Source organism: Limibacter armeniacum (genome assembly GCF_036880985.1).
Classification (GTDB): domain Bacteria; phylum Bacteroidota; class Bacteroidia; order Cytophagales; family Flammeovirgaceae; genus Limibacter; species Limibacter armeniacum.
Genome location: NZ_JBAJNO010000008.1, coordinates 2,469,957 through 2,488,270, shown reverse-complemented (window position 1 = coordinate 2,488,270; position 18,314 = coordinate 2,469,957). Strand labels below are relative to the sequence as shown.

Sequence of the window (18,314 nt, the reverse complement as noted above, 5' to 3'; positions counted from 1 at the left end):
AAAATCAAGGCACATTGAAATGAATCTTCAATGTGCCTTTTCTTTTATCTGAATTGGTGGTATTACCTTTTCAGTTCTTTCTTTCTCATCTCAATTTCCTTCTCCAGCTTCTCATACCACTGTTCTCCATATTTACGGATCAAAGGAGCCTTGGCAAACTTGTAAACCGGAACCTGCAATTCATTGCCTAAAGTACAAGCGTCACTGCAAATGTCCCAGCGGTCATAGTTTGCGGCATCGTACTGGTCATATTTCTGGATTCTGATAGGATAAAGGTGACAAGAGATAGGTTTCTTGTAATCGATTTTCCCATCATTGTATGCCTTTTCTATCGCACACTGCAAGTTGCCTTTTTCATCATAGATAGCATAAGCACATTCTTTATTATCAATGGTAGGAGTAGAAAAGTCCCCTTCAAAATCCTTGATATAGTACCCTTGTTTTTCGACTTCCTGAATACCTTCTTGGCTCATGTAGGGCTTTACCTGATCATAGATCTCTTCCATGATAGGCAGTTCATCCTCTTCAAGAGGCGCTCCCAAATCTCCTTCTACACAGCAAGCTCCCTTACACTTCTCGATGTTACAGACAAAAAACTGTTCCGCTACATCGTCACTCAGGATGACATTATCAATGATGATCATATTGATTTAGTATTGTAGTAATTCTTGAATTATGTATAAGATTACAAAGTTAGTGGAGTTTGTGCTTTTTTCGTGTTAACTGTCCTAAAAAAAAGAAAATACCGTGATTTATATAGCAGAAAACCCAAACCTATGTGGTTTGGGTCTTTCAAATCGGGTGAAATATTCTTTATAAAATGTGTTGCTCCAGAAATTGTGTAACCTGTGCAGGCGCAATCTGCTGATCATATGGAAGCTCAATATAAATATTGGACTCATCCTGATCGAAAGCTTCTTTGAACCAACCTTTTCTTTTGTCGATCTGGAAGAAAACGCGCATGGCTTGCTCCATAGGAACAAATACAACTTCCAGTTCATCCAGCTTTTTGCTTAATAGGCTGAATCTTTGAGGTCTATATTCAAGCTCCTGAATAACGGGAACCCGACTGCCCATTCTATAAGGCGCTTCTTCAAATTCGACTTGGCTCAAACTAAGTCCAATACTTTCGATTCCTTCCATGACAATTGCTTGCAATGGGTGAGGCGCGATAATTATTTCATCATCATCTTTTGGATCAATAGCAAAGCTGACATCAGCTTCAGTCCTTAGCCAAGTATTCGAAAGTCCAAATGATACAGGAGTGTCTGTTGGAATTGGAATAGAGAAATCTACTTGAAGATGTTCTCCTGCACCTACAAATGCATTGTCCACAATTCTATAGTTTTCAAGTGTAATGACATGGTGTTCGCCGTCTTCAGTGTGTAATTCTGTCATCAGGTGCATATTGATGCCATTAAGCTCTTGGTCCGCACCTCCGCCTACAATATGAATGACACCTGTCAGGCTTTCTCCTGCTTGTATTTCATTTACATCGAGCTGGGTATCTATTTTCATATTGCCGACACCCATTCCTGCCATCATTTTCTTGAAAAAGGACATATTAGATTTTTAATTGGATATTTGTTAATACAGCTATCTTATACTGCGGTTTGATACAATTGGTTTCAGTATACTCTTATATTTTTTCTTAAAAAAAGAAAAGGTCTTCCTTTTAGGGAAGACCTTCCAATTTATTGAAAAGGTAATTGATTACATATTTCTATCAATAGGCCTCAGTCCTCTTCTTCTTAGCAATGGCTCAATGCTTGGTTCGCGACCTCTGAATTTTTTGTATAGTTCCATTGGGTCTTCAGAACCACCTTTTTCAAGGATGTTCTTTCTGAACGAATTAGCTGTTTCTTTATCAAACAACGTAGTTTCCTTGAATGCGTCAAACGCATCTGCATCCAGAATTTCAGACCAGATATAGCTATAATACCCAGCTGCATAACCACCTCTGAAGATGTGCTGGAAGTAGGTTGATTTGTAACGAGGTGCGATTTCAGGAATCAACCCGATCTTGTCCATTGCCTTTTTCTCAAATTTGGCAGCGTCCAAGTCATCGGTATTTGTAACTGTGTGCCAGTCCATATCCAGAATTGAAGCAGCAAGGTATTCAACTGTAGCAAAGCCTTGGTTGAAGTGTGCAGCACTTTCCATTTTATTGATCAGTTCGGCTGGAATAGGTTCACCTGTTTTGTAGTGTTTTGCAAAGTTTCTCATAACGCTTCCTTCACCAGCCCAGTTTTCAAGAATTTGAGATGGTAACTCAACAAAGTCTCTTGAAACAGATGTTCCTGACAAAGTCTCGTATTGGCAGTCTGAAAGTAACCCATGTAGCGCATGACCAAATTCATGGAAGAAAGTTTCCACTTCGTCAAAGCTCAACAATGCAGGTGTGTCTCCTGTAGGTTTTGTGAAGTTACATACAATAGAGATTACTGGAGTTATATTAGTGCCGTTTTCCTTGTATTGCTTTCTGTAGCTGGTCATCCAAGCGCCACCACGTTTGCTTGCTCTAGGGAAGAAATCCATATAAAGTACTCCGACATGTTTCCCATTTACCTCTTGTACTTCGTATGCTTCCACTTCTGGGTGGTACACAGGAATATCATCTCGTTTGATAAGCTTGATACCATAAAGCTTGTTGACAACATCAAACAGTCCGTTTCTTACATTGTCCAACGAGAAATACTGACGTACTTCAGACGCATCGATGCTATACTTTTCTTTCTTCAACTTTTCAGTATAGTACCACCAGTCCCATGATTCCAACTTGAAGTCATTACCTTCTTTCTTAATCATGGCCTGTAGTGCCTCCACTTCCTGTTTCGCTTTAGGCAGCGCAGCTTTCCAAAGCTTGTTCAGCAATTCATTCACCTTTTCAGGTGTTTTTGCCATTGTAGGTTCAAGTGAGTATGCAGCAAAATTGTTATATCCAAGCAATTTGGCTTTTTGAAGTCTCAGTGTTGCTATCTGTGCTACGACTTGGTTATTATCACTTTCATTGTTGTTGTTGGCCCTGTTCAGGTATGCCTTGTAGATCTGCTCTCTCAAATCTCTGTTTTCAGCATACTGAAGGAATGGAACCATACTAGGCTTATGCAAAGTAAATAACCATTTGCCTTCCATGTTTTCTTCTTTGGCAGCTTGAGCGGTCGCAGATTTTACGCCTTCAGGCAGACCTGATAGGTCTTCTTCATTTTCAATGACTAATTGAAATGCGTTGGTTTCATTCAGAAGGTTGTCACCGAACTTCAAAGACAGTAGAGATAATTCCTTATTGATATTTCTAAGAGAATCTTTCTGACTTTCTTGAAGGTTAGCTCCACCTCTTACAAAACCTTTGTATGTTTTGTCCAGAAGAGAATTTTGTTCAGTTGTAAGTTTCAGTGAGCTACGGTTGTCATAAATACTTTTAACACGCTCAAACAATTCCTTATTCAGGTTAATGTCATCATGGTGTTTGGAAAGTAACGGTGCAATTGTCTTGGCAATGACCTTAATGGTGTCATTGGTATTGGCACTTTGCAGGTTGAAAAATACATTGCTGACCTTTGTTAAAAGTTGTCCACTTTTATCCAAAGCTTCAATGGTGTTTTGAAATGTTGGCTCCTGAGAGTTGTTGACGATCTCTGCAATTTCTTTTTGCTGTTCTTCTATCCCTTTTTCAAAAGCTGGTAGATAATCGTCATTTTTAATGTTAGTAAAGTCAGGTACCTGATAGGGAGTATTATACTCTGTGAAGAATGGGTTCTTGACCTCTTTTACTTCCTGAAGGTTGTTACAAGCCGACAGCATTGAACCTGCTGCGACCACAACCATCATTGTGTCCCTTAATCTCATGATGAAAGTTATTTATGAAAATTGTACAATGGCCGCAAATTTCCTCAAATACTTCCACACACGGAAAATTGGAATGTCAATAATAATTAATAAATCAGTACAATCTATTTAAGATGTAGTATTAAACTGAATGGAAGTCAAGTACCAATGTTGTATATTGATACAAGCTTTTGATTTAGTTTGCTCTCTTCAGCTAACCTACCTAGATGTACAAAGGACGACACAAATATCAATTTTTAGCTACTCTTCTACATTTTATCTTTTTTTTAGTCTATGTACCCACCCTTGTTTTTGCACAAGTGGATCCAGCTAATAAAGTGAAAATGGACACCATAGATGTAAAAGGAGGTAGTGTGGTATTATTGAAAGATAGCTTGATAGAGGTTCGTTCCGATACGGTATTCATTTTACCGGATACGTTACGTTTCGAAGTAGTTAAAGATCAGGCTGTAGAGGAGTTTTATGATACGCTGAAAAAGAAATCTGAGAAGTCTAAAGTAACAAAAGAGCTTTATGATTTGCTTGTGAGGAGAGATGGAGATAAAAAGAAAGAAGCAGAGGAAGAAGCAGGGAAATTTGTAAAAAGTGAATCTTTTTTTAGCGCATATGAAGGGAAGGTAATTCGGAGTATCTCTTTCTATAAAGTACCAATTCTAGAAGGGAGTGTATTTGATACGACCATTGTCGCATCTAGTGGTATTGCTAAGTTAGCCAATAATATTCATGTAAATACTTTAGATCATATTCTGAAGAATAACCTGTTTATCAAGTCTGGTGAGAAGCTGGATGCATACAGGGTTTCAGATAATGAAAGGGTAATTCGGAACCTGAATTATATTGAAGATGCCAAAATTTGGGTAATTAAAACTGGAAGTAAAGATAGTGTTGACTTGGTTGTAGCAACAAAAGATAAGTTTTCAATTGGTTTTTCAGCTTCAGCAAGTGGTTGGCAGGATTACAGTGTTAGGGTTTACGATCGAAATGTTGTTGGAACAGGCCGTGACTTGAGTTATGAATTCAGTTATGATGAAGGGGAAGATCCTCCTTTTGGTCATCAAGTTAGACTTTTTGCAAATAACATTGCTGGAACTTTTACAGATGGGCTTGTAAATTATATCAACTCGGCTAATGAAGATCGCTTAACATTAAGTTTGAAAAAAGAATACTTAACACCCCAAACAAAATATGCAGGGGAAATTATCTATGAAGACATCAAGACTTTCAGAACTGAGTTGGATGCAGATACACTTAAAGAGCAGGTTTTTTCTGAAAAAGTATATGATGTTTGGGTAGGGCGATCATTCAATTTTGGGGAGGTATCTAGAAGAACCAGTATCAATCTTGGGATACGCTATCGGTATGATAATTTTATGGATAGACCGTTTGTGGCTTCTGATTCCAATAATTACTACCATGACCGAAAGCTTTATCTAGGAAATGTGTTTTTCAATAATATAGTCTTTTTCAAAACCAGTAAACTTTTAGGTTTTGGTCGTACGGAAGATATATCGGCAGGGGTTCGTTATGGTTTTACGCTTGGTTATGAAAAGAGTGAATTTGAAGATCGTCCATATGTCGGTTTTTCATTGTTAGGTGCTAAATATTCTCCAAGGTTGGGTTATTTCTCTTTTTCTTTTGATGCAGGTGGTTTTTTTAAACCTTCTTGGAGGGACGGGGCTATTAGATTCAATAGTACCATTTTTACTAACCTGAAAGACATTAAAAGAACTCAGTTAAGGCATATTTTTAAGTTGAATTATCTCCTTGGTTTTAATAGGTCAGGCAGGGATGACCTAATAAGGTTGGATGATTTGTTGAGGGGCTTTAATTCCAATGGCTTTGAAGGAGGCCCAAATCGACTGGCGACCTCGTGGGAAGGAGTCATATTTATGCCTTGGAACTGGATAGGCTTTAAGTTTGCCTTTTTTACCTATGCAGATTTTGGGTTTGTTGATCAGGATAAAGTCTTTTTCACGCTCGATAACTTGAGAGCAGCTTTTGGAATGGGGGTGAGACTTAGAAATGAAAGCCTTGTTTTCAATACTTTTTCGCTGACACTAGGCTGGATTCCCATTGTTGATGATGGAAACAGTCATTTTCATATTGATGTTTCTGGTTCAGACCCAGTTCTATTTGACCAGATTAGGGATGCACGTCCTAACATTGTACCATATGAATAAAAAGTCAGCTGATATACATTGTATACAGCTGACCATAATGGAACTAAGTTCCATAACCAAATAAACACATATAAGATATTAAAGGCGATTTTTTATCAGAATTGAGCTTCCTCAGTAGATCCTTTCATGGCAGTTGTAGAAGCTTGTCCATTTGTGACAATGTTCTGAACAGCATCGAAATACCCTGTGCCTACAAAAGCTTGATGTTTAACGGCTTTGAAACCATCATCAACAAGGCTGAACTCACGTTGCTGAAGCTGAGAGTACCCTGCCATACCTCTTTCCTTATACGCCTTAGCCAATTCAAACATGCCTGTATTCAGTGCATGGAAACCAGCTAGCGTGATAAACTGGAATTTGTACCCCATATCTGCCAAGTTTTCTCTGAAGCTTTCCATTTCACTTACAGAAAGTTTTGCAGCCCAGTTGAAAGAAGGAGAACAGTTGTAAGCCAACATCTTGTCAGGATATTTTTCTTTGATAGCCTGTGCAAACTCTCTTGCTTCGCCCAAGTCAGGGTGAGATGTTTCACACCAGATTAGGTCAGCATAGGGAGCATAAGACAAACCTCTATCAATTGCTTGGTCCAAGCCATTTTTTACTTGGTAAAAACCCTCGTGTGTTCTGTTACCGTAAATGAATTTTCTATCACGTTCGTCAATGTCACTTGTGATAAGGTTAGCTGCATCTGCATCAGTTCGGGCTACAAGAATAGTTGAGGTTCCGCAAACATCAGATGCTAATCTTGCTGCTATTAGTTTATTGACAGCTTCTTGTGTTGGCACAAGTACTTTTCCTCCTAAGTGACCACATTTTTTAGCTGACGAAAGCTGGTCTTCAAAGTGTACACCTGCAGCACCTGCTTCAATCATCATTTTCATTAGTTCAAATGCATTCAGGTTACCGCCAAATCCAGCTTCAGCATCTGCTACGATAGGAACAAAGTAGTCAAGGTCACCCTCTCCACTTACTGATTGTATTTGGTCAGCACGTCTGAGTGCATTATTGATTCTTCTGACTACAGCAGGAACCGAATCAGCAGGGTATAGTGATTGGTCTGGGTACATATGTCCTGCAAGGTTGGCATCTGCTGCCACTTGCCAGCCACTTAGGTAAATAGCTTTCAGTCCTGCTTGAACTTCCTGGATAGCTTGATTACCAGTTAGTGCACCTAGACCTGCCACAAATCTTTCGCTGTTTAATCCATTCCAAAGCTTTTCGGCTCCATTTTTAGCAAGTGTATGCTCAATGACCATATTGCCCTGAAGTCTAACAACTTCTTCTGCAGTGTAAGTACGTTCTACACTTTTCCATCTTGGGTTTTCTGCCCAATCTTTTACAATGGCATCGATTCTTTCCTGTTTAGTCATTTTTTGGTAATTTTGGGGTTCTCAGTGAAAATTTAGCAATTATAATCTGGGACTGATGGCTGTGGAGTGGGGGCTCCTCAGCCATTCTATTTTTGAATTGATTATTTCAGTTTTTGGTATGCAGGCAATGTTAGAAACTCTTCAAACTGTTCTGCTTTTACTAACTGATCCAAGATCTCTTCAGCTTCAGCATACTTACCATTGTTGAAGTTTTCTTCACCAACCAAGTTTTTGATTCTCTCTCTTACTTCTGGCTTCAACTTGTCATAAAGCTCTGAGGTGATTGGTGTGCCATCATCCAGTTTGGCTCCATGGCGAATCCACTGCCAAAGCTGTGCACGAGATATTTCAGCAGTTGCCGCATCTTCCATTAGGTTATAGATCGGAACAGCACCATTGCCATTTAGCCAAGATGCGATATACTGGATTGCAACATCCATGTTCAGAATCAGGCCTTCCATTGTGATTGTACCATCTGGAACCTTGACAAGATCTGCCGCTGTGATACTGACATCCGTACGTTTTTTGTCAATTTGATTGGGAGTGGTTATGTACTTATCAAAGACTGTCTTTGCAGTGGGTACAAGTCCAGGATGTGCTACCCAAGTACCATCATGTCCAGCTTTTGCCTCACGTTCTTTGTCTGCGGCTACTTTTGCAATGGCAGTGTTGTTGGCTTCCTCATCATTCTTAATGGGAATTTGTGCCGCCATTCCACCCATTGCATGGATACCTCTCTTATGGCAAATCTTAATCAGAAGCTCATAATATGATTTCATGAAATGTACATTCATGGTTACTTGAGCTCTGTCAGGTAAAATAAAAGTCGGGTGGTTTCTAAATTTCTTAATATATGAGAAGATGTAATCCCATCTTCCACAGTTGAGGCCTGCAGAGTGTTCTTTCAGCTGATACAAGATTTCATCCATCTCAAAGGCTGCAAGGATTGTTTCAATCAAAACTGTAGCCTTGATTGTACCTTGATCAATTCCAAGCTCATTTTGAGCCATTACAAAAATGTCGTTCCACATTTTAGCCTCAAGGTGACTTTCAAGTTTAGGCAAGTAAAAATAAGGACCACTGCCTTTTGCAATCAAGTTTTGGGCATTATGGAAAAAGTATAACCCGAAGTCTACAATTGAAGCAGAAGCAGGCTCGCCATTGATTAGGATATTCTTTTCAGTTAGGTGCCATCCACGTGGTCTTACAAGTAAAGTTGCAACCTTGTCGTTCAGCGTGTAGAACTTGCCGTTTTTAGGGTTTGTGTAACTGATAGAACCATTGTTGGCATCTCTCAAGTTAAGTTGTCCTTGAAGGTTGTTGTCCCAGGTTGGAGAGTTGGCATCTTCAAAGTCTGCCATAAATACGTTGGCTCCACTGTTCAATGCATTGATAATCATCTTGCGGTCAACCGGACCTGTGATTTCAACTCTTCTGTCTTGTAAATCCGCAGGTATGTCAGCTACAGTCCATTCGCTGTTACGTATACTTGCCGTTTCAGCCAGAAAGTTGGGCATCTCACCCTTATCCAATTGTTTTTGTCTCTCTGCCCTTTTGGCTAGCAGTGCTTTCCTTTGGCTGTTAAATCTGTTGTGCAGTTTTCCTACAAAAGCCAATGCTTCATTCGTTAAGATTGTTTCATACTCAGGAGTGATAGTTCCTAGTATTTCGATGTTGGCTACATCAGTCGTCAGGTTTATTTTTTCCATTTGCGTATAGTATTGGGTTTGTGTTGTCTTTTCGATAATTCAAATATATGTAAGCGAAAAATAATATAAAAGCGAAATTTCGCTAAAATACTTTTTCAGTTTGGTTAGGTTGTTTTATATATTGTAATATATCAATATTGATGTGTTATTATGATTTAATAGTGATTTATATATATGATTAATCTAATAATAAAATATTTGCGAAATTTCGCTAAAAAAATATAGTAAAAAGAAAACCCTAACAAATCTGTGAGTTTGTTAGGGTTTGGAATTAGTTTCTTAATAAGTTTTCAGGGCTGTATTTTATAACAGCTATCTGTGATAGTGGTATTGATTGATCAAGCTAATTCAGATTTGTTGATGTAGTTATAGAGTCTTGTATAGCCAATATCCAGCAATCGACTGATTTTTGCTATACTCTTACCTTCATCAAGGTATTTCTTAATAAGTTCTTTCTTCTTGCTAGGAATGTTTTTGCGGTGGGAGAGTCCCATTTTCCTGATTCGGGCTAATTGCAGAGGTCTTGCTTCAAGCAGACGTCTTGATTTTTCTGCTTGTGTTTCCCAAAACAGGTTAGCTGGGTTAAGATTTTTGTAGTTCCAGTCCTTGTAAGCCAATTTATGTTGTGGACTTGGCTTTGGAATACCTATTCGTTCAAGAACGATTTCTGCTAAGGCCAGACTTTTCCATTTGCCACCCATATTGACTCTAATAAATAAGCAGGAGCCATTATCGGAAACCCGATGATATTTACTGCCAAACTCAAAATAGTCATGACCATCTTGAGGTTTTACGGTTGTCTTCTGACTTTTCTTGCAGCCTTGAACAAACGCTTCGGAGTAATTGGGTAGATATTTACGTTTGGTTTCAAATCTGTCCCTTAAACTGCACCATTCTAGGTTTGAAAGGTGATTGTTGGACTTGTCACCATCCTTGTGAATGACAATGTTAGCATTCTTGGATGGTTTTTCAAGAAAGTGTTGAGCTACAAGACGGTGTACATAAAATGATTTCTTAGTGCCATTGATCTTACAATCGATTGAGAGGTAACCACCTCCAATGTCACGACCCTTGATGATTTCCCCTTTCGAGGAACGGGCATATGACCTGACTCTTCCGAAATTACTGATTTCGTACTTTTTGTCTGTGAAGTCAATTTCTTTCCATACTTCTTCTTCTGTCATAGCAACTTCTTTTATAGACTGGTTGCCGTTATTGTAAAGCGAGCGCATAGTCGTGCTTTTTAACTGGTTAGTGGATATTGAACACTGGTTAAAAGCAATCGGTTACAACACTTCGGCAAAGCAGAAGCATTGTACTAAGATAACTCTTAAAGTATTTTCAATGTGCTTGTACAGGAAGAGATACATGCTAGAAGATTAGCTTTGGAGGGAAAAGGATTCCGTAACTTCACGACAAGATATTGACAATACGGTTTGAGTAGCAATCAAAAGCAGTTTCTTAGTTTACCGACCTAACGAGTAGAGATACTGTTGAGGGTGAGTTGCCTCACCAGTTGTACATGTATGAGATTTGTAAGGAGCTGTTATACTCTAATAAAGTAGCTTATAAATCAACTGTGAAACATCTATTTACTTGGTTCTTTATCAGTTACTTATAGTAATTTATTAAAAAAGAAGAATAAATACCACATAGTCGTGGAAGTATTTTGTTATCATATTTTAAATACAGCCCTTTGTATTTAGTGTTGATAGCGTGAGGTTAGGTAGTACTTTTTTAATAGTTACTAATGGAAGGGTTCAATTTTTGGGCGTGAGAAGGAAGTCACATGCCTGATTTTTTGTATCAGGGTTTACCTCATATAACTAAAGGAAATGAATGTTATATGCTAGGTGAATGAGTATTTTAAGATATCTATTCAACCCAAAACATGGCAGCTTTTACTGAATTAAATACTTTGCATTCAGGGCTGTCTCCCATTTTATGATGTATTTCTCCCATGACCTCCTGTAACTTGATCAATTTGTTGGGGTGTGTGTCAATGCAAAACGCAATTTTTTTAATACCGGATGCATACATTGGGGGAATGATATGCCCAGCAAACCATACTTGGCTGACAATTGACCAATTAAGCTCATCGGCATCAGCATTATGCACCCATTTGGAAGGGGTGAATTTTTCAGATGCGGTAACCAGCTGTTGAAGTTCATTTTTTAAGGCTTGCCTGCTAATTTTAGATGTATCACTCACAATTTTGCTATAAAGCGTTCCGGAATTTGGATCAAAATGAACTTCTAAGTACTTGCTGTTATAAGATGCAATCATAGATGTAGTACAATTTGAAGTTTATTATCTAGATAATATTTAAGTTAGCTAATAGGGTAAGAAGGCATTGGTGCTCAACATACCTCACAATTTGGTGTAATATTCAATGTTTAAATGATAAGTGTTGACTAGTAATGCTACGGGTAAATGGTACTTAGTTTAGTGATTTTTTGGACAATTATTTTTGGGGTTGTTAATGTATTTGTTGAGGTTGTTTGAGGATCTGCTTTGAAAGAATATGCTAATTATTTCCGTTACTTCAGTTTAATCAATTTATATGTAATGTTCTTTTGTTATTAACATTCTTTATAAAGAATAAGCCCAAATTATATTCTGAATCTAATAATTGTCTTATTTTAATAGCAGTCTAACAAGGACTACTACAAAGACTTTATATCGTAACCCAAAAACAGAATACCAATGAGACAACAATTTCTATTAACAACCTTATTGTTGCTGCTTTCAGGGTTCCTTTTCGCTCAGGAAAAGGTACAGAGAGACTTACAAAGAAAATTTATTGAAGCGAAAGACGGTCAGACTATAGAGTTAGGTAAAGGGAGATTCGATTTTACAGGCAGCCTTTGGCTTGATGGCAAGAAAAACATTACGATAAAGGGAAAGGGGAAAGACAAAACGTTTCTCTCGTTCAAGGGACAAGTACAGGGAGCAGAAGGGGTGAAAGTAACAAACAGTGAAAAAATCGTATTGGAAGGCTTTACGGTTGAAGATGCCAAAGGTGATTGCATCAAGGTACAGGAAACAGATGGGATTACCTTTCGTGATGTAAGGGCTATTTGGACAGGAAAGCCAAGTAAAAAGAATGGAGCTTATGGACTTTACCCTGTAATGTGTCAGAATGTTTTGATTGAGGATTGTGAGGCCATTGGAGCATCTGATGCTGGTGTGTATGTGGGACAGTCTAAGAACATTATCGTTAGGAGAAATAAAGCATATCATAATGTTGCAGGGATCGAGATTGAAAACTCACTGATGGCGGATGTATATGAAAATGAAGCCTATGATAATACTGGAGGCCTGTTGGTTTTTGATCTACCAGATTTAATTCAGAAAAAGGGCGGAAACGTTAGGGTTTTCAATAATCATGTTCATGATAACAACCTGAAAAACTTTGCTCCAAAAGGTAATATTGTGGCAAAGGTTCCGGATGGAACAGGACTATTGATATTGGCGACAAGCCATGTTGAGATTTTTGAAAACCGCTTTGTCAATAATAACTCAATGAATACGGGCATCATCAGTTATTACATGACTGAAAACCCAATCAAGGATAAAGATTATGAGCCATACCCACATCATATTAGCATTCATAACAACTATTATGAAAGAGAATATGTGAGAGGAACCTCAAGAGGTAGGTTAGGGATGATGTTCAGGTTCAAGCTGAAATTCGGTAAGGATGTACCACATATCATTTATGATGGTATTGAAGATGATAAGGAAGACGCTGTAACTAAAATATGTATTGTCAATAATAAGCAAGCAACATTTGCTAATATTGATGCTGCTAACAATTTCAAAAATATTTCAGACGATTTGTCCCAGTTTAATTGTGAGATAGAGAGTCTGAAACCAGCCAATATTACGATGGCTTCCAAATAACTATTATGGCCGTATGCAGGATTGTGCATACGGCTGTATGTACTTGCCAAAGTAAATTAATAAACTACACACTACTACTATGAGGAAGGGATTATTGGCAGTATGTACTGTCGTATTTTTTATAATCGTGGGTTTTTCCACAATACCAACCAAAAGCCCTAAGTACGAGTATTCAGTATTTGATCAACTTTCGGAATATCATTTTTTTGAAGGGGATCTTTCTGCATTGAAGCCGGCAAAGAATGTTATTCCCTATTCACTGAACACACCTTTGTTCTCAGATTATGCTAAAAAGTTGAGGTTTATCAAACTGCCCGAAGGGAGTTCGGTTGCTTACAATGAGAAAGAAGTCTTTGATTATCCCATTGGTACAGTCCTGATTAAGAACTTCTATTATTTTCATGATGCTAGGAAGCCCGAAAAAGGGAGGAGAATAATCGAAACAAGACTTTTGATTCATGCAGAAGAAGGTTGGAAAGCATTGCCCTATGTTTGGAATGATGACCAAACTGAAGCATACTTAGATGTGGCAGGGGCTACCAAAGAAGTTACTTGGAGAAGTGAAAGTGGTAAGAAGATGAAACTTAATTATCAGGTTCCTAATGCCAACCAATGTAAGGGATGTCATTTAAGGGGGGATAAGCTGATGCCAATAGGTCCATCTGCAAGACAGCTCAATGGAGAGTTTGAATATAAAGAAGGAAAAATGAATCAGCTTGAAAAGTGGAGTGAGTTGAGGCTTTTGACTGGTTTGCCAGCAAGCAGAGAATTGATACCTCAATTAGCTGTTTGGAATGACCCAACAACTGGGAATTTGGATGATAGGGCAAGGGCATGGTTAGATATCAATTGTGGTCATTGCCATAGACCAGATGGGCCTGCCAATACATCGGGCTTGTTTCTTTATATACATGAGAAAGATCCAACTTCATTGGGAATTAATAAGTCACCTGTGGCAGCCGGGAAAGGTTCTGGTAGTAGGCCTTTTGATATTGTACCAGGGAAACCAAATGCTTCTATTTTATTATATAGAATGACTTCTCTTGATCCTGGAGAAATGATGCCTGAAATCGGAAGGACGCTGGTTCACAAAGAAGGAATAGATTTGATAGAGCATTGGATAGCCTCCCTTGAAAATTGAGATCAAGGGTGATTATATGCTAGTAATCATAGGATTGTTATTGTTGAGGATGTTATCCATTAAAGAGTTGAGAGTTGGCGGGTATGATCGGAGTGGTAAGGCTAATGTACACCTACTTCTAGATATGGTCGCCAACTTTCTTCGTTTAACCCTGAAAAGTTTTTGAGAAAAAGGACAAAGGACGGCTTGAATGGTTGGTATGCCAAATCCATAAGAGCTTCATCAGGTGTGCGATCACCTTTTTTAGAATTACAGGATTTACAGGCTGTAACAAGGTTTTTCCATGTGGATTGACCTCCTCTAGACCTTGGAATTACATGGTCTAGGGTTAGGTTATTTTTGGAGCCACAGTACAAACATGAAAAGTTATCACGCTTAAAAATATTCTGCCTACTCATCATAACCCCCTTGTAAGGGATGTTTATGTAACGATTAAGTTTGATGACTGAGGGGACGGAATACGCTCTATTTACCGTGCATAATGTGATGTTTTCTGCGGGGATAATGATTTCTGCCTTGTTCATAAATACGAGCAGAAAAGCTCGGTACACATTGCATACCCCGAATGCCTGAAAATCGGCATTTAGTACAAGTACCTTCTTGGTTGCAAGACTCATAGTTCAATTGTTAATGCAGTACAGTTTGGGTTACTGCTGATTAAGCATTTTATGATTGCTTCTGAAGAAAAGAACATTCATTCCAAATAGAGTGTTTGAAATGAATGCCTTGAAATTGAACTAAATATACCAAAAATCTTTATGAATTCATTTGTTGGAGGGACGTTCCGATTTATCAGTCATTGTTAATCCTTAGGCAGTTTACCAAGAATGACACTAATACCTGCTGAAATGGTAATACCATCATTGCTGAACTTGTCGTCATCAGAGTTAGCCCTCTTTAGGTAGGAATATTCCAGTGTAGCATAATTGTACCGAGCTATAACATCAAATGAGACTCTTCTAGTCCAATAGTTACTGATGCCGACACCAACTGTATAGTTGTTTGCATTCAGGTCAAACTTGAACTTTTCACCTGACAATAATAATCGCTCAATTCCATCACCATATCCATATCTTAATTCACCAAAGAGTCCCCATTTAAGGTAATACCTTGTAAAGACTCCTGCTGTGTAATAATAGAGAAGGTATTCATTATTGTAGTCTTGCGTAAGGAGAGAGCCTGCATTGTCAAAGTGAATCCCAACTAGCCATCTGTCATAGACAAAATACCCGACAGAAGGACTGAGGGTTGCATTAAACGTAACTCGGCTGTTGACAAAAATTTGCCTAGAGGGCTTATTTTGTACTGAAAAACCAAGACCATAATCCAACCCAGTGTACAACCGTCCTTTTCCGGTTTGCCAATTGAAATTACTTAGCTCATCATTTCTCCTGATTTCTTCATGAGCTTCCTGTGCCCAAATTGCAGAAAAGGGAAATGTGATTAAGGTATATATGATGAGACAAAGCTTATTCATTAAAAAATATCAGCAATTAGTAGTTGATCAGACAGCGGTTAATTCTGTATGGAAATCACTTTTTAATACAACATCTAAAACTTAAAATAGAATCAATTCCTATCATTAGATGATGTTCACTTCAGGAATGATCTCTATACCAAATTTTTCGTCAACAGAAGCTTTAATTTGCATGGCAAGGTCTTCAGCCTCTTTTCCTGAAGCACCGCCACAATTAATCAAAACCAATGCTTGTTTAGGATATGTGCCAACATTCCCAATCTGTTTACCTTTCCATCCGCACTGTTCAATAAGCCAGCCGGCAGGGACCTTGATCATTTCCGTTTTTGTAGGGTAACCAGGGATTGCAGGATAACTGTTTTTAAGTTCTTCATATTGTGCCTGCGGAATTTCAGGGTTCTTGAAGAAGCTGCCACAGTTACCTACCTGAGCAGGATTAGGAAGTTTACTCTCACGAATTGAAATAACAGCATCACTGATAGCTTTAACCGTTAGTTCAGTAATATTCATTTCATTCAGCGTCTGCTCAATGGCTCCATAAGAGGTGTTGAAAACTGGTTGTTTGCTAAGCTTAAGCACAACTGATGAAATGATAAACTTTCCCTTAAACTGCCTTTTAAAGACACTGTCTCTATATCCAAACTCACAATCAGAATGAGTGAATGAATGCAGTGAACCATCAGCTAGGTCTATTGCTTCCAGAGATTCAAAAACATCTTTCAGTTCAACGCCATAAGCGCCAATATTTTGAATAGGAGCAGCGCCCACTGTTCCGGGAATAAGGGACAGGTTCTCGATGCCCTGCCAATTATTAGACACCGTATAAAGGACTAGTTCATGCCAAACTACTCCACCACCAACTTTCAGCCAAACAGCAGTCTCATCTTCTTGAATGACATCAATCCCGGAAATTTCATTTTTGATAACCAACCCCGAAACATCTTGAGTGAAAAGTATATTACTTCCACCTCCAAGAATCAGTTTTGGTAAGTTTCTTACTTCCTCGTTAGAAAGAAGCTCGATAACATCTTCAGCTGATTTTACAGTGACAAATTGGTTTGCTGAAATTTCAACTCCGAATGTATTGAATGGCTTTAAAGAGATATTCTGGCTGAGTTGTGGCATTATAATGAGTCGTTTGGTTGATAGAATAGAAAAGTAAGCCGTTGGAACTGCACCAACGGCTTAGCTGTCATAGTTTATTTTGTCACTTCTTCAGCAAGGTCGATCAGGTTTAACCCATCAAAGCTGCCTGAAGTCATAATCAGAAGGTTATGGTTGTTCCAATCCTTCTGTGTCAGGTATTGTTTCAACATTTCAGAATCAGTGAACACCTTAATGTTTTTATGAGCAAATGCATTCTCTACTTCACTAACTGAAATAGGAGAAAGTTTCTTGTGCTCAATTGTTTTAGGGCTGAAGTAAACAATTGCTTCATCAGCGTCCTTCATGGTGTTCTTATATTGCCCGATAAAGTCTTTATTCAAGCTGCTGAATGTATGGAGCTCAAGACAAGCAACAGACTTGCTGCCTTTGAATTGCTTAGCAAATGCTTGAACAGTGGCTTGTACTTTTGAAGGAGCGTGTGCAAAGTCTCTGAAAACTTTAGTTCCATTTTTTTCCGCTAAAAGCTGAAGTCTGAGTGATGCACCTTCAAAAGAAGTAATGGCTTGGTTAAAAGTTTCTTCAGAAACACCCAACTGAGAACAGATAATCATGGCAGCATTGATGTTCTGCATATTATGCTCACCAAATACCTTTAAGGCTTCACCCGTCTGTTTCAAGTATGTGATACCATCCTTTACTTTGGTTTTTACCGCACCGTAAGGGAATAGCTTCACGTCTTCCTCATTGATCTGAGCTTGCTTGATCAGCTTCTTTAATGTCTTGTCATCCTCACTATAGGCGATCAGGCCTGCTTTTGGTGTCAGTTCAGCAAACTGGCGGAACTGATCCTCATAAGTATCATATTCAGGATAAACATTCACATGATCCCATGCGATTCCTGTAATTACACCAAAATGGTGGTGGTAGTTCAAGAATTTAGGACGTCTGTCAGTAGGAGAGGTAAAGTATTCATCTCCTTCAATAACGATCACTGGTGCTTCTTCTGTCAGCTTTACAGGACGCTCAACACCTTTAAGTCTTGCGCCAACCAAGTAATCAGGATTTTTACCGGCCGCTTTTAGCACGTGAATAATCATAGCAGTAACGGTTGTTTTGCCATGACTACCTGCGACTACGACACGTTGCTTATTTTTTGACTGTTCGTAAACGTATTCAGGGTAAGAATATACTTTAAGTCCAAGTGATTTGGCTTTCTGCAACTCAGGGTTATCCTCTCTTGCATGCATGCCAAGGATGACAGCGTCCAAGTCCTCTGTTACACGATCAGGAAACCAACCCATCTGCTCAGGAAGTAGTCCCTCTGATTTCAATGCGCTGAATGAAGGCTCGTAAATCTCATCATCTGAACCTGAAACCGTATAGCCTTTTGCTTTCAATGCAATGGCAAGGTTATGCATTATACTTCCTCCAATTGCGATAAAATGTACCTTCATTGTTCTTGTAGTATCTGTCAAAATTATTGATTCTGGCAGAACCTGTAAGGGTTCTTAATTATAAGTAAGCCTCTTGAAACAAAAATTGTAAAAATCACATCAGGTTTTTGGTAGTTGTTTG

The 18,314-nt window shown here is 38.6% G+C and carries 14 protein-coding genes; 3 read left to right on the top strand and 11 right to left on the bottom strand.

Features of this window, described 5'->3' with window-relative positions; translation table 11 throughout:
* Positions 1-62: 62 nt before the first annotated feature.
* From V6R21_RS16130 to V6R21_RS16120, 3 genes are all read right to left on the bottom strand, one after another.
* Positions 63-644: a DUF3109 family protein gene (locus tag V6R21_RS16130; RefSeq protein ID WP_334244663.1), complete on the bottom strand. Its 582-nt coding sequence runs from the start codon at positions 642-644 to the stop codon at positions 63-65.
* A gap of 169 nt (positions 645-813) precedes the next feature.
* Entirely contained in the window at positions 814-1,563 is a 750-nt protein-coding gene (locus V6R21_RS16125) for a sporulation protein (RefSeq protein ID WP_334244662.1), read from the bottom strand.
* A 150-nt stretch (positions 1,564-1,713) separates the two neighbouring features.
* Entirely contained in the window at positions 1,714-3,849 is a 2,136-nt protein-coding gene (locus V6R21_RS16120) for a M3 family metallopeptidase (RefSeq protein WP_334244661.1), read from the bottom strand.
* Positions 3,850-4,172: 323 nt separating this feature from the next.
* Here V6R21_RS16120 and V6R21_RS16115 point away from each other — a divergent pair, with 323 nt between their 5' ends.
* Complete coding sequence (locus V6R21_RS16115; RefSeq protein WP_334244660.1) at positions 4,173-6,029, top strand: BamA/TamA family outer membrane protein; 1,857 nt, start codon at positions 4,173-4,175, stop codon at positions 6,027-6,029.
* Between the two features lie 95 nt (positions 6,030-6,124).
* Here the strand turns inward: V6R21_RS16115 and aceA are convergent, their stop codons facing one another.
* From aceA to V6R21_RS16095, 4 genes are all read right to left on the bottom strand, one after another.
* Positions 6,125-7,399: an isocitrate lyase gene (gene aceA, locus V6R21_RS16110; protein WP_334244659.1), complete on the bottom strand. Its 1,275-nt coding sequence runs from the start codon at positions 7,397-7,399 to the stop codon at positions 6,125-6,127.
* 101 nt (positions 7,400-7,500) lie between these two features.
* Entirely contained in the window at positions 7,501-9,108 is a 1,608-nt protein-coding gene (aceB, locus tag V6R21_RS16105) for a malate synthase A (protein WP_334244658.1), read from the bottom strand.
* A 338-nt stretch (positions 9,109-9,446) separates the two neighbouring features.
* The gene (locus V6R21_RS16100; RefSeq protein ID WP_334244657.1) at positions 9,447-10,340 is read right to left on the bottom strand and encodes an NUMOD4 domain-containing protein; all 894 of its coding nucleotides are present in this window, start codon (positions 10,338-10,340) and stop codon (positions 9,447-9,449) included.
* A 643-nt stretch (positions 10,341-10,983) separates the two neighbouring features.
* Complete coding sequence (locus tag V6R21_RS16095) at positions 10,984-11,394, bottom strand: hypothetical protein (protein ID WP_334244656.1); 411 nt, start codon at positions 11,392-11,394, stop codon at positions 10,984-10,986.
* Between the two features lie 420 nt (positions 11,395-11,814).
* Here V6R21_RS16095 and V6R21_RS16090 point away from each other — a divergent pair, with 420 nt between their 5' ends.
* Both V6R21_RS16090 and V6R21_RS16085 read left to right on the top strand, forming a co-directional pair.
* Positions 11,815-13,014 carry a parallel beta-helix domain-containing protein gene (locus V6R21_RS16090; protein WP_334244655.1) on the top strand — a complete coding sequence of 400 codons (1,200 nt, stop codon included), beginning with the start codon at positions 11,815-11,817 and terminating at the stop codon, positions 13,012-13,014.
* 79 nt (positions 13,015-13,093) lie between these two features.
* The gene (locus tag V6R21_RS16085) at positions 13,094-14,155 is read left to right on the top strand and encodes an SO2930 family diheme c-type cytochrome (RefSeq protein ID WP_334244654.1); all 1,062 of its coding nucleotides are present in this window, start codon (positions 13,094-13,096) and stop codon (positions 14,153-14,155) included.
* Between the two features lie 101 nt (positions 14,156-14,256).
* Here the strand turns inward: V6R21_RS16085 and V6R21_RS16080 are convergent, their stop codons facing one another.
* From V6R21_RS16080 to V6R21_RS16065, 4 genes are all read right to left on the bottom strand, one after another.
* Positions 14,257-14,772 carry an HNH endonuclease gene (locus tag V6R21_RS16080; RefSeq protein WP_334244653.1) on the bottom strand — a complete coding sequence of 172 codons (516 nt, stop codon included), beginning with the start codon at positions 14,770-14,772 and terminating at the stop codon, positions 14,257-14,259.
* A gap of 185 nt (positions 14,773-14,957) precedes the next feature.
* Entirely contained in the window at positions 14,958-15,632 is a 675-nt protein-coding gene (locus V6R21_RS16075) for a hypothetical protein (RefSeq protein ID WP_334244652.1), read from the bottom strand.
* 105 nt (positions 15,633-15,737) lie between these two features.
* Positions 15,738-16,757: a UDP-N-acetylmuramate dehydrogenase gene (gene murB / locus V6R21_RS16070; protein WP_334244651.1), complete on the bottom strand. Its 1,020-nt coding sequence runs from the start codon at positions 16,755-16,757 to the stop codon at positions 15,738-15,740.
* 74 nt (positions 16,758-16,831) lie between these two features.
* Positions 16,832-18,193 (bottom strand): UDP-N-acetylmuramate--L-alanine ligase, encoded by a 1,362-nt coding sequence (locus V6R21_RS16065; protein WP_334244650.1) that lies wholly within the window; start codon positions 18,191-18,193, stop codon positions 16,832-16,834.
* Between the last annotated feature and the right edge of the window lie 121 nt (positions 18,194-18,314).

What these genes read in the sequence shown, in the direction of transcription:
- murB (WP_334244651.1), bottom strand. Translation starts at nt 16,757, where the DNA reads ATGCCACAACTCAGCCAGAATATCTCTTTAAAGCCATTCAATACATTC.
- V6R21_RS16080 (WP_334244653.1), bottom strand. Translation starts at nt 14,772, where the DNA reads ATGAGTCTTGCAACCAAGAAGGTACTTGTACTAAATGCCGATTTTCAG.
- V6R21_RS16095 (WP_334244656.1), bottom strand. Translation starts at nt 11,394, where the DNA reads ATGATTGCATCTTATAACAGCAAGTACTTAGAAGTTCATTTTGATCCA.
- V6R21_RS16075 (WP_334244652.1), bottom strand. Translation starts at nt 15,632, where the DNA reads ATGAATAAGCTTTGTCTCATCATATATACCTTAATCACATTTCCCTTT.
- V6R21_RS16065 (WP_334244650.1), bottom strand. Translation starts at nt 18,193, where the DNA reads ATGAAGGTACATTTTATCGCAATTGGAGGAAGTATAATGCATAACCTT.
- V6R21_RS16100 (WP_334244657.1), bottom strand. Translation starts at nt 10,340, where the DNA reads ATGCGCTCGCTTTACAATAACGGCAACCAGTCTATAAAAGAAGTTGCT.
- V6R21_RS16130 (WP_334244663.1), bottom strand. Translation starts at nt 644, where the DNA reads ATGATCATCATTGATAATGTCATCCTGAGTGACGATGTAGCGGAACAG.
- aceA (WP_334244659.1), bottom strand. Translation starts at nt 7,399, where the DNA reads ATGACTAAACAGGAAAGAATCGATGCCATTGTAAAAGATTGGGCAGAA.
- V6R21_RS16085 (WP_334244654.1), top strand. Translation starts at nt 13,094, where the DNA reads ATGAGGAAGGGATTATTGGCAGTATGTACTGTCGTATTTTTTATAATC.
- V6R21_RS16090 (WP_334244655.1), top strand. Translation starts at nt 11,815, where the DNA reads ATGAGACAACAATTTCTATTAACAACCTTATTGTTGCTGCTTTCAGGG.
- V6R21_RS16125 (WP_334244662.1), bottom strand. Translation starts at nt 1,563, where the DNA reads ATGTCCTTTTTCAAGAAAATGATGGCAGGAATGGGTGTCGGCAATATG.
- aceB (WP_334244658.1), bottom strand. Translation starts at nt 9,108, where the DNA reads ATGGAAAAAATAAACCTGACGACTGATGTAGCCAACATCGAAATACTA.
- V6R21_RS16115 (WP_334244660.1), top strand. Translation starts at nt 4,173, where the DNA reads ATGGACACCATAGATGTAAAAGGAGGTAGTGTGGTATTATTGAAAGAT.
- V6R21_RS16120 (WP_334244661.1), bottom strand. Translation starts at nt 3,849, where the DNA reads ATGAGATTAAGGGACACAATGATGGTTGTGGTCGCAGCAGGTTCAATG.